This window comes from Kribbella sp. NPDC055110, assembly GCF_053607525.1.
The window spans coordinates 564,244-579,984 of the sequence record NZ_JBSGTS010000001.1; the positions used below are offsets into that span (position 1 = coordinate 564,244).

At 69.2% G+C, this 15,741-nt stretch carries 14 protein-coding genes; 11 read left to right on the forward strand and 3 right to left on the reverse strand.

The window, feature by feature from the left end:
• Window position 1: 1 nt before the first annotated feature.
• The 7 genes from ACWF0M_RS02430 (at window position 2) to ACWF0M_RS02460 (ending at window position 9,307) form a co-directional block, all read left to right on the forward strand.
• Window positions 2–1,588, forward strand: a complete 1,587-nt coding sequence (locus ACWF0M_RS02430; RefSeq protein ID WP_452233796.1) for an amidohydrolase — start codon at window positions 2–4, stop codon at window positions 1,586–1,588.
• Window positions 1,585–3,144: a lysine 5,6-aminomutase subunit alpha gene (gene kamD, locus ACWF0M_RS02435; RefSeq protein WP_452233797.1), complete on the forward strand. Its 1,560-nt coding sequence runs from the start codon at window positions 1,585–1,587 to the stop codon at window positions 3,142–3,144. The genes ACWF0M_RS02430 and kamD overlap by 4 nt, the downstream gene beginning before the upstream one ends.
• Window positions 3,141–3,893 carry a lysine 5,6-aminomutase subunit beta gene (kamE, locus tag ACWF0M_RS02440; protein ID WP_452233798.1) on the forward strand — a complete coding sequence of 251 codons (753 nt, stop codon included), beginning with the start codon at window positions 3,141–3,143 and terminating at the stop codon, window positions 3,891–3,893. The genes kamD and kamE overlap by 4 nt, the downstream gene beginning before the upstream one ends.
• Window positions 3,894–3,895: 2 nt before the next feature.
• Window positions 3,896–4,285 (forward strand): 3-aminobutyryl-CoA ammonia lyase, encoded by a 390-nt coding sequence (kal, locus tag ACWF0M_RS02445; protein WP_452233799.1) that lies wholly within the window; start codon window positions 3,896–3,898, stop codon window positions 4,283–4,285.
• 572 nt (window positions 4,286–4,857) lie between these two features.
• Window positions 4,858–6,396 carry an apolipoprotein N-acyltransferase gene (lnt, locus tag ACWF0M_RS02450; protein WP_452233800.1) on the forward strand — a complete coding sequence of 513 codons (1,539 nt, stop codon included), beginning with the start codon at window positions 4,858–4,860 and terminating at the stop codon, window positions 6,394–6,396.
• A 73-nt stretch (window positions 6,397–6,469) separates the two neighbouring features.
• Complete coding sequence (locus ACWF0M_RS02455) at window positions 6,470–6,946, forward strand: FxsA family protein (protein WP_452233801.1); 477 nt, start codon at window positions 6,470–6,472, stop codon at window positions 6,944–6,946.
• 99 nt (window positions 6,947–7,045) lie between these two features.
• Window positions 7,046–9,307, forward strand: a complete 2,262-nt coding sequence (locus ACWF0M_RS02460; protein ID WP_452233802.1) for an FUSC family protein — start codon at window positions 7,046–7,048, stop codon at window positions 9,305–9,307.
• On the opposite strand, the gene ACWF0M_RS02465 is transcribed toward ACWF0M_RS02460, so the two are convergent.
• The 3 genes from ACWF0M_RS02465 to ACWF0M_RS02475 all read right to left on the reverse strand — a co-directional run bounded on the left by ACWF0M_RS02465 (window position 9,297) and on the right by ACWF0M_RS02475 (window position 11,497).
• On the reverse strand, window positions 9,297–10,451 hold the full coding sequence (locus ACWF0M_RS02465) for a GDSL-type esterase/lipase family protein (protein WP_452233803.1): 1,155 nt from the start codon (window positions 10,449–10,451) through the stop codon (window positions 9,297–9,299). The genes ACWF0M_RS02460 and ACWF0M_RS02465 overlap by 11 nt on opposite strands.
• Window position 10,452: 1 nt before the next feature.
• Entirely contained in the window at window positions 10,453–11,025 is a 573-nt protein-coding gene (locus tag ACWF0M_RS02470; RefSeq protein WP_452233804.1) for a TetR/AcrR family transcriptional regulator, read from the reverse strand.
• Between the two features lie 100 nt (window positions 11,026–11,125).
• The gene (locus ACWF0M_RS02475; protein WP_131296220.1) at window positions 11,126–11,497 is read right to left on the reverse strand and encodes an RNA polymerase-binding protein RbpA; all 372 of its coding nucleotides are present in this window, start codon (window positions 11,495–11,497) and stop codon (window positions 11,126–11,128) included.
• Window positions 11,498–11,797: 300 nt separating this feature from the next.
• Here ACWF0M_RS02475 and ACWF0M_RS02480 point away from each other — a divergent pair, with 300 nt between their 5' ends.
• The 4 genes from ACWF0M_RS02480 to ACWF0M_RS02495 are packed head-to-tail and all read left to right on the forward strand — an operon-like array spanning window position 11,798 to window position 15,633.
• Complete coding sequence (locus ACWF0M_RS02480) at window positions 11,798–13,114, forward strand: efflux RND transporter periplasmic adaptor subunit (RefSeq protein ID WP_452233805.1); 1,317 nt, start codon at window positions 11,798–11,800, stop codon at window positions 13,112–13,114.
• Window positions 13,104–13,796, forward strand: a complete 693-nt coding sequence (locus tag ACWF0M_RS02485) for an ABC transporter ATP-binding protein (protein ID WP_452233806.1) — start codon at window positions 13,104–13,106, stop codon at window positions 13,794–13,796. Before ACWF0M_RS02480 ends, ACWF0M_RS02485 begins: the two co-directional genes overlap by 11 nt.
• Entirely contained in the window at window positions 13,796–15,028 is a 1,233-nt protein-coding gene (locus ACWF0M_RS02490) for an ABC transporter permease (RefSeq protein WP_452233807.1), read from the forward strand. Before ACWF0M_RS02485 ends, ACWF0M_RS02490 begins: the two co-directional genes overlap by 1 nt.
• Before the next feature lie 44 nt (window positions 15,029–15,072).
• Window positions 15,073–15,633 carry a hypothetical protein gene (locus tag ACWF0M_RS02495; protein WP_452233808.1) on the forward strand — a complete coding sequence of 187 codons (561 nt, stop codon included), beginning with the start codon at window positions 15,073–15,075 and terminating at the stop codon, window positions 15,631–15,633.
• Window positions 15,634–15,741: the final 108 nt, after the last annotated feature.

Consider the following 15,741-nt stretch of genomic DNA (forward strand, 5'->3'; position numbering starts at 1 on the left):
CGTGCGCACACTTCTGACGAACGGTTCCGTCTACTCGCCCGCCGACCCCCACGCGACCGCGATCGCGTTCGACGACGGGGTGGTGACCTGGCTCGGTGACGACACCGGCGCGAGTTCGTACGCCGACGGGGCGGACGAGGTGATCGACCTCGACGGCAAGCTGGTCACGCCGGCCTTCGTCGACGCCCACGTCCACGCGGCCGGCACCGGCGCGGTCCTGACCGGTGTCGACCTCGCTGGGACTACATCGTTGACGGACGCTCTCGATCAGCTCGCGGCGTACGCGGCGAACCTCCCGGAGGACGCGGTCATCGACAGCGCCGGCTGGGACGAGACCGCCTGGCCGGAGGGGCGTCCGCCGACCGCCGAGGAGCTGGATCGCGCAGGCGGCGGCCGCCGCGTGTACCTGTCGCGCATCGACGGCCACTCCGGCGTCATCTCCTCGGCCCTCGTCCCGGTCGCAAAGGATCAAGAGGGGTACGACGAGACCGGCCGCGTGGAGCGCTCCGCGAATCACGCCGTACGGGATGCTCTCGGAGACCTGATCGGCGCGGATCAGCGACGGCAGGACATCGAGGCCGCGCTGAAGGCCATGGCCGCCAAGGGAATCGGTGCGTTCCACGAGATGGCCGCGCCGCACATCGGGCCGCTGTGGGAGCTGCCGATCGTGCGCGAGACGGCCGAGCAGCTCGGCCTGGCCGCGACGCTGTACTGGGGCGAGCCGGGCGCCTTCGAGCACCTCGGCACCTACGGCCTTGCCGGTCTTGCCGGTGACCTGAACGCGGACGGTGCGCTCGGTTCGCGTACGGCGGCCTTGCGGGAGCCGTACGCCGATCGCGCCGACCACCGCGGCCACGCGTACCTGACGTCGGAGCAGATCGCCGACCACGTGATCGCCTGCACCGAGCGGAACGTGCAGGCCGGATTCCACTGCATCGGCGACCAGGCGCTCGACAACATCGCGCGCGGGTTCGAGCTTGCCGCGGAGAAGGTCGGCGTGCAGGCGCTCGTCGCGGCGCGGCACCGGCTCGAGCACGTCGAAATGGTGGACGAGGCAACAATCGCGGTCCTCGCGCGCTGCGGCGTGGTGGCGAGTGTGCAACCGAGGTTCGATGCCCTCTGGGGCGGTCCGGACGGCATGTACGCCGAGCGCGTCGGCGACCGCTGGCCGGGGATGAACCCGTTCGGTTCGCTGGCCCGCGCGGGCATCGTACTCGCGTTCGGCTCGGATGCACCGGTGACCGAGATGGGTGGCTGGGATGCGGTGCGTGCAGCCGCGTTCCACCACGAGCCGTCCGAGCGGATCACCGTGCGGGCCGCGTTCCAGGCGCACACGCGGGGCGGTTGGCGGGCGGTAGGGATCGATGACGCCGGAGTGCTTGCGCCCAGCACGGCCGCGACGTACGCGATCTGGCAGAGCGATGCCGACCTCGTCGTACAGACGCCGGACACGCGCGTCGCCGCGTGGTCGACGGACCCGCGGGCCGGCGTCCCGGTGCTGCCGGACCTGAGCCAGGGAACACCTACCTGCCTGCGAACTGTCGTCGGTGGTCGTGTGGTTTATGAAGCCGAGGGATGGTCGCAATGAACAAGAAGCTGGACCTCGATCCGGTCACCGTCCGGAAGGCGCGCAGTCTCGCGCGCAAGGCCGGGAAGCCGATCGTCAATCTGGCCCGGCAGCACACCACGGTGTCGGTCGAGCGAGCGGTACTGCGGCTCGCCGGGCTGACCGGTGCCGACACCGAGGGCATCCCGTGGGTGAACCGGCTCGCGGACACCGTGCGTGCGGACGTCGGTCTCGATCATGGACTCGCACTGCCCGTGTGGGACGCATTGCTCCGTGGCGAAGCCGAGGACCTAGCAGTGCTAGCGCAGAAGGCCGCGTCGGGTTCTGTCACGTTCCGGATGCCCGAGGGGCGCGACGCCGTACGGGCACGAGCCGCTGCACGCAAGGCCGCGGCCGCTGGGATGAGGCGGATCGACGGGCGGCGAAAGGAACGGGACCGGCTGATCAAGCGGCACGGTGACCCGGAACAGCGGCCGTGGATCTACCTGATCGTTGCCACCGGCGACATCTACGAGGACATCCCGCAGGCGCAGGCGGCCGCGCGCGAAGGCGCCGACATCATCGCGGTGATCCGGTCGACCGGGCAGTCGCTGCTCGACTACGTGCCGGAGGGCGCGACCCGCGAAGGGTTTGCCGGTACGTACGCGACGCAGGAGAACTTCCGGCTGATGCGGGCCGCGCTGGACGAGTCGTCTCGTGAATTGGGCCGCTACGTCCGGCTGACGAACTACGCCTCCGGTCTGTGCATGCCGGAGATCGCGACGCTGGCCGGGCTCGAGCGGCTCGACATGATGCTGAACGACTCGATGTACGGGATCCTCTTCCGCGACATCAACCCGATCCGCACCTTCGTCGACCAGCGGTTCAGCCGTCAGATCCACGCCCGTGCCGGGATCATCATCAACACCGGCGAGGACAACTACCTGACCACCGCCGACGCGGTCGAGGCCGCGCATACGGTGACGGTGTCGCAGCTGCTGAACGAGTACTTCGCCAAGGAGGCCGGGCTCGAGGACTGGCAGCTCGGGCTCGGGCACGCTTTCGAGATCAACCCGGACCTCCCGGACTCGTTCCGGCTCGAGCTCGCCCACGCGATGCTGGCGCGGCAGCTGTTCCCGAACGCGCCGCTGAAGTGGATGCCGCCGACCCGGCACATGACCGGTGACGTGTTCCGCGGGTACCTGCTGGACGGGTTCTTCAACCTGGTCGGCGCGATGACCGGGCAGGGCATCCTGCTGGTCGGCATGATGACCGAGGCGGTCGTGACGCCGTGGATCTCGGACCGCGACCTGGCGTTGCAGAACGTCCGCTACGTCTTGGGTGCCGCGGGCAACCTTCACGAGGACTTCCGGCCGGAACCGAACGGGTTCATCGCGTCCCGGGCCCGCCAGGTCCTCGGCGAGTCGGTCGAGCTGCTGGACCGGATCGTCGACGACGGCCTGCTGAACGCGATCGGCGACGGCACCTTCGGCCTGATGAAACGGCCGCAGGACGCCGGTCGCGGTCTGGACGGGGTCGCCCGCAGGTCCGCGGGGTACTACAACCCGGCGACCGAGCTGTTGGAGGAGGGCCAGTGAGCATCATCCGGCCGTACGGCGACACCACGGGCGACGGGATGGTGCAGCTGTCGTTCACGCTGCCGGTCCCGCACGACAAGCGCGCCGAGGGCGCCGCGGTCCAGCTGGCCAACAAGATGGGCATGGATCCGGCCCTGGTCGTGCACTCCAAGCCGATCGGCCCGGACTTCACGTTCTTCGTGGTCTACGGGCCGGTGAACCACCTGGTCGACACGTCCAAGGTCGAGGTCGTCGAGCGCGACTACCCGCTGCTGTCGCCAAAGGAGGTCAACCTCGCGATCCGCAAGGGGTTGCGCCGCCGGCTGACCGTGGTCGGCGCCTGTATCGGCACCGATGCGCACACGGTCGGTATCGACGCGATCCTGAACATCAAGGGGTTCGCGGGGGAGAAGGGCCTGGAGTACTACCGCGAGGTCAAGGTCGTGAACCTCGGCGCGCAGGTCGCCGTACCCGAGCTGGTTCGGCGGGCCAAGGCCGACAAGGCCGACGCGATCCTGGTGTCGCAGGTGGTGACGCAGCGCGAGGCGCACGTACTGAACACGAAGGAGATGTCCGCGGCGTTCCGGGAGGCGTACGCCGAGGACGCGCGGCCCGTACTTGTTGCCGGCGGCCCCCGTTTCACCGAGCAGATGGCCGGCGAGCTCGGCGTCGACAGGGTGTTCGGCCGCGGCACGACCCCGGGCGAGGTGGCCAGCTATCTCGTTGACGCGCTAGTGACTCGACGTCATAACTACAGGAAGACTGCATAAAGGTGTCTAAGGCAACCATCGGACTGGCCGTCACGCATCGGCGCTACGTCCCGTACAGCCACGCGCACTACGCGGGCAACCTGGTCGACGGCGCATACGTGCTCGCCCTGTTCGGCGACGTCGCGACCGAGGTCTGCATCCAGGCGGACGGTGACGAAGGACTGTTCGCGTCGTACTCCGACGTGCAGTTCCTGCAGCCGCTGCGGGCCGGCGACATCGTCGAGGTGACGGCAACGATCACCCGCGTCGGCAACCGCAGCCGCGACCTCGAGTTCAGCGCGTACGTCGTGTGCCGCGGACGCCCGGACCGATCCGGGTCGGCGGCCGAGGTACTCGCCGATCCGCTCGAGATCACCAGGGCCAAGGGAACCGTCGTCGTACCGGTTGGGTGACGATTGGTTGCCCTGGGTAACGATCACATGGAGTGCCGATATCGCTCTGTAACGTGACTCGGCTGAGGGATCTTCGTTTTCCCTTGTAGCGCAGGCGATAGTGTTACAACGGGCTCAAAGAGCCGGGGGAGAGGTTGACACCGTCGTCGCCAGCGAGCATCGTTTTGGGAGTCGTCATATCCCGTTTGTTCAACGGTCACACGAAGTTCGGCCGCCGGATGATCCCGCGACGCTGACCAGGCCAAAGCCAGGCTTGAGTCGACGGGGGCTGAGATCACCGGAGGTTAGCCCCCCGCGGGGCAGAGGTGGAAGAGGCTCGGCGGCCAGTAGACAACAGCCCGACAGTGCGCAGCCAGCGTACCGACGGTTGGTCCGAAGGCACGCCGAGCCTCTTTCCTCTGGCCGGACCACGGACTGTTGATACTCCTTCACTTTGCGCGATCGGCGCCGAATGGCTACCGGCCGGATACATTTGCGTATCCGGGACGTTGTACGGTCATTCGACCGGCGTCCGTCGGTGCGTGAGGCAGAGGGGTTACCGCGTGGACCGGTTGAAGGCTCTGGGTCGGCTCATGCCCCGGGTGGTGGTGGCCGTTGTCGCCGGCGTACTGCTCGGCTTCGCGTTCGAGCCGCACGATCATCCCTGGCTGACAATCGTCGCCGTACCGCTCTTCCTGGCCGCGCTGAACGGGATCTCGATGAAGGCCGGCTTCCTGGTCGGCGCCGGGTTCGGGATCGCGTACTACGCGGTCCTCGTGCCGTGGCTGAGCATCATCGGCGGCGACGCCGCGATCGCGCTGGCGATCCTCGAGGGACTGTTCTATGCAGTCTTCGGATTGTTCGCGACGCAGGTCTTGAAGCTGCGGCTGTGGGCGTTGTGGATCCCGTGCCTGTGGGTGGCGACCGAGTTCGCGACCGCGTCGGTGCCGTTCGGCGGGTTCCCGTGGGGCCGGCTCGCGTGGGCGTTCTCCGCCGAGTCCCTGGGCAAGCTGGCCGCGTACGTCGGCATCCCCGGCCTGAGCTTCGTCGTCGCGTTCGTCGGCGTCCTCTTGTACGCCGTACTGCGCCGGGGGACCACGCTGCGCCTGCGGGCCGTGGCGCTCGTCGCGGGGCTGGCGATCGTGTTCGGGAGTGCGCTGATCCACCTGTCGATCGCGGGCGACGGCAAGACCGTGCGGGCCGCGATGGTGCAGGGCAACGTGCCGGGCAAGGGGCTGGAGTTCCTGGGCCGCGCGCGGACCGTCACCCGCAACCATCTGCAGGCGACCCTCGACCTGCAGAAGCGGGTCGAGGCCGGCACCGAGCCGAAGCCGGACCTGGTGATCTGGCCGGAGAACTCGACCGACATCGACCCGTACAAGGACGCGGAGACCCGCGCCGACATCGAGACCGCGGTGCGCGCGGTCGGCGTACCGATCCTGGTCGGCGCCGTCACCGAGGGACCGGGCGACAACGAACGACAGACCACCGGCATCGTCTGGGATCCCGTCACCGGACCCGGGCAGCGGTACGCGAAGCGGCACCCGGTGCCGTTCGGCGAGTACATCCCGTTCCGCGACCAGCTGCTGCCCTACATCAAGCGGCTCGAGATGATCGGCGCGCAGACCGTGCCCGGCGTGGGTCCGGGCGTGATGCCGATCCGCGGGGTCACGTACGGCGACGTGATCTGCTTCGAGCTCGCGTACGACAACGTCATCCACGACGTGGTCAAGGGCGGCGCGCAGGTGCTGATCGTGCAGACCAACAACGCGACGTACGGCGGAACGGGTCAGCCCGAGCAGCAGTTCGCGATCACGCGGATGCGGGCGATCGAGACCGGGCGCACCGTGCTGATCGCGTCGACGAGCGGGATCTCCGGGGTGATCCGTCCGGACGGCTCGGTCGAGCACAAGTCGGCGCAGTTCGTGCCGGATGTGTACGTCGCGAACGTCCCGGTGCGGGACGGTCAGACTCTCGCCACGGTTCTTGGTGGATGGCCGCAGTGGGTCCTCACCGGGCTCGGTCTGCTCGGTCTGGTGCTTGCGCTGGTCGCGCGCCGTCGGCAGCGGGCGGACGAAGACCCGCAGAACCCGCCGGCCGCGACGCCGAGCCGCGAGAAGGTCCCGGTCTGAGTCAGGGTTCATTCAGGGTTTGCCGTGCCCACTCGTTCCGTACGCTGGAGTCTCAGGCCGGAAGGGGTAGGACATGCCGTGGTTCGTGGCGCTCGCGTTGCTGGTAGTTCCGATTGCGGAGATCTTCGTGATCATCCAGGTCGGTCAGGTGATCGGCGGGTGGCCGACGGTCGCACTGCTGCTGGTCGAGAGCGCGCTCGGCGCCTGGCTGATCAAGCGCGAGGGCCGACGGGCATGGCGGGCGCTGCAGAGCTCGTTCGAAACCGGCAAGATGCCCGGCCGCGAGCTCGCTGACGCCGCCCTGGTCCTGGTCGGCGGCACCCTGCTGCTCACCCCAGGTTTCATCACCGACATCTTCGGCTTCTTCTTCGTCCTCCCCTTCACCCGCCCCCTCGCCCGCCGCGCCATGACCACCTTCTTCAACCGCCGCGTAACCACCCAACTAGGCGGCCCCGGCCTAGGAGCCTTCATCCCCGGCCCCACCACCCCCGGACCCCAACGCCCCACAGGCGACGTAGTCCAAGGCGAAGTCATCGACCCGGACAAATAGCCCACCCGCTCGCCCGCCGAGTGAAGGGGACGTGACCGGAGGCGTCGGTTGGAGGAGACTGGCGCAGTCGGCTGCGAACGGCGAGAGGCGGGATGTGGGGTGACACAACTCGGTCGGCGTCTCGTCGCCTGGTTGCGGGGGCGGGATCCCGGGCTCGGTGCGACGCGCCGGGCTGCGCGGACCGCCGTTGTGATGCCGGTCCTGTTCGCGTTCTGCGCCGTGGTTCTGCGGGCTCCGGCGGTGGCGACGTTCGCGGCGTTCGGGGCGTTCGCGATGTTGCTGCTGGTCGACTTCTCCGGGTCGATGGTTCAGCGGATCCGGGCGCAGGTTCAGCTGGCGCTGGCCTGGCTCGTGCTGGTCTCGCTGGGCACGGTCGCCGGCGTGTCCGTCTGGTCGGCGATCATCGCCACGGCTGTGGTGGGGTTCGTCGTCCTGTTCTCCGGGGTCGTCAGCTCGGTCCTGGCCGGGGCGGGTACGTCGTTGCTGCTCGCCTTCATCCTCTCGGTCGCCACACCGGCCCCGCTGTCGACGCTGCCGGATCGGCTGGCCGGCGTCTCGATCGCTGCTGTGGCAGCGGTCTTCGCCGTCTGGTTGTTCTGGCCGAAGCCGTGGGTCGACCCGCTCGCGGCGCCGGCGGCACGCGTGTGTCGTGCGGCGGCGGCGCAGGTGCGTTCGGAGGCGCGCGACTCGCTCGAGATCTGCGCCGTACGCACGGAACAGACCGCGACCCTGATCGACGAGCTGCGACGTACGTTCACCGCCACGCCCTATCGGCCGACCGGCCTGTCGACCGGGTCCAGGGCACTGGTGCGGCTGGTCGACGAACTGACCTGGTTGAGCGCGATTCTCGACGATCCCGGGCCGGCAGTCCCTCCCGGAAGCGACGCGGAGTCCGCCGCCGTCCACCTCGCGGCCGCTGAGGTCCTGGAACGCTGCGCGGAGTTGCTCGAGGACCCGAAGCGCGACGGGCTCTCCGCAGCCACCGACGTACTTCAGGATGCCGTGGCGTCCCTCGAAGAGCGGGCAGTAGATCGGCTGCCGTCGACGTACGGATCGCCTGCCGACCTTCTCGGAAGACTCAACGTGTCGTTCAGAGCTCAGGAGATCGCCTTCGGTGTGCTGCTGATCGCCCAGAACGTGGAGACAGCCCGGATGGCGGACCAGCGCAGTTGGACGGATCGCCTGCTCGGCCGGGAACCACAGTCACTCGCCGGGCCGGTCGTCAGCGCCGCCGAACGGGCTACCGCCCATCTCGAGCCGCATTCGGTCTGGCTGCACAACAGCATCCGCGGCGCGGCCGGTCTTGCCGCCGCGGTCGCGCTCGCTCACTTCACCGGGGTCCAGCACGGGTTCTGGGTGATCCTCGGCACGCTGTCGGTACTGCGATCAAACGCGCTCAACACCGGCCAGAACGCGTACCGCGCCATCGGCGGGACCGTGGTCGGCTCGCTCGTCGGCGCAGGTCTCCTGCTCCTCATCGGCGACAACCAGGTTGTCCTGTGGGTGCTGCTCCCGCTGGCGGTCCTGGTCGCCGGCATCGTGCCCGCGGCGATCTCGTTCGCGACCGGGCAGGCCGCGTTCACGGTCACGCTCGTCATCCTCTTCAACATCGCGCAGCCGGAAGGCTGGTCGTTGATCCTGTTCCGCGTCGAGGACATCGCGCTCGGCTGCGCGGTGAGTCTGCTCGTCGGCCTGCTGTTCTGGCCGCGCGGCGCGTCCACCGCGGTCGGGAAGGCGTTGGCGGAGGCGTACGTCGACAGCGCGCAGTATCTCGTCAGCGTCGTCGGGTACGCGGTTTCCTGCTGCGCGCCCGGGCCGCCGGTCCCACAGGACGGGCGACGCGCAGCGGCCGCCGCGCGGCGACTGGACGACACGTTCCGGACGTACCTCGCCGAGCGTGGCGCGAAGCCGGTGCCGCTGAGCGAGATGACCGCGCTCGTCACTGGTGTCGTCGGCATCCGGTTGGCCGCTGACGCCGTACTCGAGCTTTGGGAACGGTACGCCGATGGCCGGCCGCCGTCCGACGACCGAGCCGCCGCGCAGGCCATGCTCGTCGCGTCGGCGGACCGGCTGCTGCAGTGGTACTCCGCGCTCGCCGCCGCCCTGGACGGCCACGGCCGCGTACCCGAGCCGCTCGCGCACGATCTTGTCGCCAAGCGCCGTCTGGTGGAGGCCGTACGGCAGGACCTGTACGACGCCGACGGGCAGGCAACTCCGACGGCGATCCGGATCCTGTGGACCAATGCGCATCTCGAAGTGGTACGTCGCCTGCAACCGAGCCTCGCGCTCGCAGCCGGCCGAACCGGCACAGAGTCTGTCGAGCAGCCCGATGCCCGCGGGACCGGATTGGTCAGGCGGTGAACGGGCCTTTCGGGGCGAAGGCGTGGTGGGTGAAGCGGTCCGCGATGAGTTCGTGCGTCGGGCTGTCCGGGTGGAGGTCGTCGGGGAGCGGGTGGGCGAGGTTGTCTGCTTCGCCGTACAGTTCGCGGCCGTCCAGGTGGTGGAGATTCGGGTCGGTGAGGGCGCGTTGGGTGAGGATGCGGGCGAGCTCGGCGCGGATGACCGACAGGGTGAGTTTGCCCGCGGGGATCTCGTCGGGGTTGCCCGTGGCGGTGAAGCGGAGTTCGCCGGCGGCCAGGGCGGTCAGGTCCCAGCTGGTCGGTCCGGGGGTGTCCTCGTGGATCGGGCAGAGGATGGGGGAGACGACGAGCAGCGGCGTGTCGGGGTGGCCGTCGCGGATCGTGTCGAGGAAGCCGTGGACGGCGGGAGTGAAGCTGCGGAGGCGGAGCCCGTCGCTGTTGACGATGTTGATGCCGAGTTTGAGGCTGATCAGGTCGGCGGGCGTGTCGCGGATCGTGCGGGCGATGAACGGCTGCAGGTACGCGCTCCCACCGAACCCCAGGTTCACGAGCTCGACCCCGGCCTGAGCGGCCGCCAGAGCCGGCCAGGTGCCGGTCGGATGCGTCGCGTTGGAGCCGTGGCTGATGGAGCTCCCGTGGTGCAGCCAGACCCGGCGCGCGGTCGGCACCGGCTCGATCGGAGCATCGGTGCGCAGGGCAACGAGTTCGGTCGTTTCGTCGTGCGGCAGCCAGATCTCGACAGTCTTCGGTACGGCGGCCAGCCCGGTGACCCGCAGCGTCTCGGGCTGACCCGGGCGAGTCGCTGTCGCACCCGTCACGAGGTCGATCGTGATGACGTCACCGCCGGTCGCGGTGAGCTGCGTGAACAGTTCGCCATCGACGAGTACGTCGTACACGCCGTCCGGACGCGGGGGAGCGCCGACGTAGTCCCGCTTCGTCGGCAGCGTCTCCAGTTCGACGACGGTGGCCGACGTACGGAAGACGAGGCGTACGCCGGAGGGCTGTGACTCGACCATCGACATCTGGCCGTCGTCGTACTGCGTCCGCGCCCAAGCCGGCAGGCGGTGTGGCAGCAGGCCGCGACCGGTGTGCTCCAGGTCGAGCGCACCGCGGACGAGGTCGGCGGTGATGTGGTTGGTGATCATGTCAGCTCCAGCTGCGGAGGAGGGTGTCGAGGGCGTTGATGATGCGTGGCCAGCTGTCGGCCGCACTGGGCTCGCTGTGGTCGAACGACCCAGCGAGCTCGAGGGTGATGTAGCCGTGGATCGTGCTGCCGAGGAGGCGTACGGCATCGGTCTGAGCGGGCTCGTCGAGCTCGTACCCGCGGAGGACTGCGCGGACGAGCTCCGAGTGCCTACGCCCGGCGGCCACGTACTCCTCGCCCAGGACAGAAGCAGCCGTGGTGTGGCGGGTGGCGGTGTAGCGGCCCGGGTGGGCTCGGGCGTAGTCGCGGTAGACGTTGGCGAGGGCGAGCAGGGCGTCTCGGCCGGCGCGACCTGCCAGCGCGGCAGCGGCTTGGTCGGCCAGCTCGGTGAGGGCGACCGTGGCGATTCGGGCCTTGAGGTCGTCTGAGCTGCGGACGTGCGAATACAGACTCGCCACCTGGACGCCGAAGCGCCGGGCGAGCGCCGACACGGTGACCTGCTCGAAGCCGACCTCATCGGCCAGCTCGGCACCGGCCTGCGCCAGTCGCGCGCCGCTCAACCCCGCTCTTGCCATACCTCATTATGTATTTGCCTAAAGCCTTTAGGCAAATCGGGACAACAAGAAACCCCACCGCGCCATTGCGGTGGGGTTTCCCAGAAAATCAGCGCGTGGTTCAGGCGGTGCGCTTGGTCCGGTGCAGGTGCGCCGGGCCGATCTCACCCTTGCGGAGCAGCTCGACCCGCTCGGCCAGCAGCTCCTCCAGCTCGGAGATGCTCCGGCGCTCGCGCAGCATGTCCCAGTGCGTACGGGCCGGCTTCTCCTGCTTGGGCTCCGGCTTCTCGCCGGTGGACCGGGCGGCCTCGCTGCCGCAGTGCGGGCACTCCCAGATCGCGGGCACCTCGGCGTCGTGCGCCATGGTGACCTCGACCACGTGGCCGCGGGGGCAGTCGTACGTGATCATCTGGCGCGGCGCGAACTCCACACCGCGGTCATCCTCGAAGCTGACCCCACCCAGCCCCGAACCACGCAGTACGCGATTAGACATGTCAAACCTCCGAGATCGTCATCCGGGCCAACGGTCGGCCGGCCCGGATCATTCCCATTTTGGCATGTCCGAGCCATATGTACGCACCTGACCGCACCGTCGTGACCTGCTGTCATCGAGTGTTCACAGATCACGGTGTGTCGCGGGCCGCCCGACGTACGACGCACCAAATCGATACCTGGTTCACAGCCTGTTGCCAGGACGCGAGGATCTCCTCTTCAGTAATCGTCCCTAGCCTCAGCGTCCATGGTGCTACCCCGCCACAAGCTCCGTGGCCTCAGTTTCGTGAATGTGGCCCTGGTGGCCATTGTCCTCGCCATCGCCGTCACCGCCTACTTCCTGTTCTTCAAGAAGGACCCACCGGCGGCCAGCGCGACCCGGCCCTCGGTGGCCGTGCAGCGCGGCGACGTGACCGCGAGCGTCAGCTCGAGCGGCACGCTGCAGAGCTCCCAGACCGCGTCCCCGCAGTTCGAGACGTCCGGCACGGTGACGCAGGTGCTCGTGAAGGTCGGCCAGGTGGTGGCGAAGGGCGCCGCGATCGCGAAGGTCGACCCGGCCGCCGCCGAGCGGCAGTTGCGGATCGCCCAGCAGAACCAGATCGCGTCCGCGAACTCGGTCACTGCGGCCGAGGGGACGCTGAGCGACGCGCAGGACGCCCTCGAGGCGGCCGAGGAGGCTTCGGCCTCACCCTCGCCGACACCGACCCCGAGCAACGGCCAGCAGCAGACTCAGCAGTCTCAATCTCAAGGTCAGAGTCAGAGCCCGGAGGTTGCCGTCAGCAACGCCGAGGCGAGCCTGGCGAAGGCGAAGGCGGACAAGGAACAGTCCGACCAGAACGTCGAGGCGGCCCAGGAGGCAGTCGACGCGACCACGTTGAAGGCGCCGATCGCCGGAACGATCACTGCGGTCAACGGCGCGGTCGGCTCGGTGGCCGGTGGATCCAGCTCGAGCTCTAGTTCAGGCAGCAGCGGGCAAGGCTCGACCTCAGGTCAAGGTTCAGCCTCGACCTCCAGTACGTCGACCACGGCCGGCACCGGCTTCGTCGACATCGCCGACCTGAAGGCGCTCCAGGTGGTGGCCGCGTTCGCCGAGGCCGACGCGATCAAGATCAAGGCCGGCCAGGCCGCGACGGTCACCCTGAACGCCGAGCCCGGTACGACGCTCACCGCCTCGCTCGCGACCGTGTCGCCGACGCCGACCACCACCAACGGCGTGGTCTCGTACTCGGCCACCTTCAGCCTCGCCAAGCTCCCGGCCAACGCCCGGATCGGCCAGACTGCGAACGTCACGGTCCAGACCGCGAAGGCGGCCAACGTCCTCTACGTCCCAAGCACGGCGATCGCGACCAGCGGTACGACGTACACGGTCACGATGGCCGACGGCAGTGGGACGCGTGAGGTGCAGGTCGGCGTACGGGGTGACAGCTACACCCAGATCACGTCGGGCCTGAACGAAGGCGACCAGATCGAACTGCTGCAGGGCACGATCGGCGGCACCGGAACGCAGACCGGCCAGGGGCGGCAGGGCCAGCAGGGGCAGCTGCCTGGCGGCGGCCAGCTCCCGGGCGGCGGGGGCGTCGGCCAGGGAACCGGAGCCGGAGGCGTCCGTGGCCGCTGAGTCTCTGATCGAGCTCCGGGACGTCACCAAGACGTACGGCCAGGGCGAGACCGCAGTGCACGCTCTCCGGGGCGTGTCGCTGCGGGTCGAGGCCGGCGAGTACGTCGCGGTGATGGGCTCGTCCGGATCCGGCAAATCGACGTTGATGAACATCCTCGGCTGCCTCGACGTACCGTCCCGCGGGGAGTACTGGCTCGACGGCAGCGACGTGGCCCGGCTGAGCGAGGACCAGCAGGCCCTCGTCCGCGGCCGGAAGATCGGCTTCATCTTCCAGTCGTTCAACCTGATCCCGCGCACCACCGCGCTCGCGAACGTCGAACTGCCCCTCACCTACGCCCACCTGCGCCGGGCCGAACGCCGCAAGCGCGCCAACCGGGCGCTCGAACTCGTCGGTCTCGCCGACCGCACCGGGCACCGGCCGAACGAGCTGTCCGGCGGTCAGCAGCAGCGGGTCGCGATCGCCCGGGCGCTGGCGACGGGTCCGCGGATCCTGCTCGCCGACGAGCCGACCGGCAACCTCGACGCGCACTCGACCGACGAGGTGCTCGGGATGTTCGACGACCTGCACGACGACGGCCGCACGATCATCGTGATCACCCACGAGCACGACGTCGCGGCCCGCGCCCGGCGGCTCGTGCAGGTCTCCGACGGCCGGATCGTCGCCGACGAGGTGACCCGCTGATGACCCCACGCGACCTGATGGGCGCCGCGCTCCGCGGCCTCACCGCGAACAAACTGAGATCGCTCCTGACCGTCCTCGGCGTCTCGATCGGCGTCGGTGCCGTGATCGTGCTCGTTGCGGTCGGCAACGGCTCCGGGAAGGCGGTGCAGGCCCGTCTCGAGGCGATGGGCACCAACCTGCTCACCGTCTCCACGACCGGCGGCGGAGGCGGCTTCCAGCGTGGCCAGGCCGGACCGGCGGCCCAGCAGTACAGCCTGACCCTCGACGACTCTGCCGCGCTGGCCGACAAGCGGCTCGCGCCGGACGTCTCCGTGGTCGCCCCGGTGATGACGAGCAGCGGTGCGACGGCGACAAACGGCGACACCAGCTACACGGTCAACCAGGTGATCGGTACGACGCCCGAGTACATGCCGGCCACCAATACGCCGGTCGGGACCGGGGCGTCCTTCACGCAGCAGGACGTCGACACTTCGCAGCGGGTCATCCTGCTCGGACAGACGACTGCGACCGAGCTGTTCACGCGGCCGGCGAGCGCGGTCGGTCAGACGATCAAGCTCGGTGCCGTGGACTTCGTCGTCAGGGGGGTGCTGGCGAGCAAGGACAGCACCGGGTTCAACGACCCGAACGCGACCGCCATCGTGCCGATCAGCACGCTGCGCGCGACCCAGGCAGGGTACGGCGCGCTCAGCCAGATCGTCGTACAGGCCGCGGACAAGGACCGCGTCGACACCGCGCAGGCCGAGGTCACGCAGTTGCTGACCGCTCGTCACCAGGTGCCCGCTGACCAGACCTCGCCGTTCCGGATCACGAACTCGGCGCAGATCCTGCAGACCAGCCAGGACACCGCGGCGACGTTCACCGCCCTGCTCGCGACCGTGGCCGCGATCAGCCTGGTCGTGGGCGGGATCGGGGTCACCAACATCATGCTGGTCACGGTCACCGAGCGGACCCGGGAGATCGGGATCCGGAAAGCGCTCGGCGCCCGGCGGCGGACCATCCTCGGCCAGTTCCTGATCGAGGCGACGCTGCTCAGCCTGATCGGCGGCGCGGTCGGGGTAGGGGCCGCGCTGATCGTCACCCGCTTCCAGTTGGCCGGCGTAGAGCCGGTGCTGGTGCCGTCGTCGATCGGGCTCGCGCTCGGCGTATCCGCGGCGGTCGGTCTGTTCTTCGGCAGCATGCCGGCGCACCGAGCCGCCGGCCTCCGTCCCATCGATGCGCTCCGCCATGAGTAGCACCGCCATGAATAGCTCCGTCATGAACAAGAGAGGTTCTTCAGATGAGTAACCAGACGCCCGACGAGTTCGCCCAGATCGGGTCCGAAGAGGAAGTCGACGCGGCGCTGACGCCGAAGAAGACCCTCAACCTGCCGCTGGCCACAGCGATCCTGACCGGGATCGTGGTCCTGGCCATCGGGCTCGGCGGTGGCGCCGGGCTGCACGCGGCGTTCGCCTCGGACAGCTCGTCGAACCAGCCGCAGGCCGGTGCCCGCGGCGCCGGTGGATACGGCGGGTTCCGCGGGCAGAACGGGCAGAACGGTCAGACCGCGCCCGGTCAGGGGCCCGGTGGCGCACAGGGTGGTGGTGGGACGGTCGGTACGGTCGTGTCGGCGACCAGTTCCGAGCTGGTCGTGAAGACCCAGTCCGGCAACGTCACGGTGAAGCTCACCGGCGACACGACGTACGAGATCACGTCGAAGGGCACCGCGGCGGACCTGAAGGCGGGCGAGCAGGTCGTCGTCAGCGGCCAGACCGCCAACGGCGCAGTCACCGCGACCACGGTCCGCCAGGGCTCGTTCGCCGGATTCCGCAACCCGAGCGCCACTCCGTCCACGCGCTGAGGATCCCCAGGCCATCACAATCGCCGGCCCATCCCGCCGCCAAGCGTGACACGAGCATCCGGCGGCGAATTGTGATGGCCTGGCGATCCGCCCCTCGACCCGTGCGCC

Excerpts from the sequence above, each read along its gene's own strand:
- ACWF0M_RS02490 (WP_452233807.1), top strand. The coding sequence starts at position 13,796 with ATGACCCCACGCGACCTGATGGGCGCCGCGCTCCGCGGCCTCACCGCG.
- ACWF0M_RS02465 (WP_452233803.1), bottom strand. The coding sequence starts at position 10,451 with ATGATCACCAACCACATCACCGCCGACCTCGTCCGCGGTGCGCTCGAC.
- ACWF0M_RS02455 (WP_452233801.1), top strand. The coding sequence starts at position 6,470 with ATGCCGTGGTTCGTGGCGCTCGCGTTGCTGGTAGTTCCGATTGCGGAG.
- ACWF0M_RS02475 (WP_131296220.1), bottom strand. The coding sequence starts at position 11,497 with ATGTCTAATCGCGTACTGCGTGGTTCGGGGCTGGGTGGGGTCAGCTTC.
- ACWF0M_RS02470 (WP_452233804.1), bottom strand. The coding sequence starts at position 11,025 with ATGGCAAGAGCGGGGTTGAGCGGCGCGCGACTGGCGCAGGCCGGTGCC.
- lnt (WP_452233800.1), top strand. The coding sequence starts at position 4,858 with ATGCCCCGGGTGGTGGTGGCCGTTGTCGCCGGCGTACTGCTCGGCTTC.
- kamD (WP_452233797.1), top strand. The coding sequence starts at position 1,585 with ATGAACAAGAAGCTGGACCTCGATCCGGTCACCGTCCGGAAGGCGCGC.
- ACWF0M_RS02495 (WP_452233808.1), top strand. The coding sequence starts at position 15,073 with ATGAGTAACCAGACGCCCGACGAGTTCGCCCAGATCGGGTCCGAAGAG.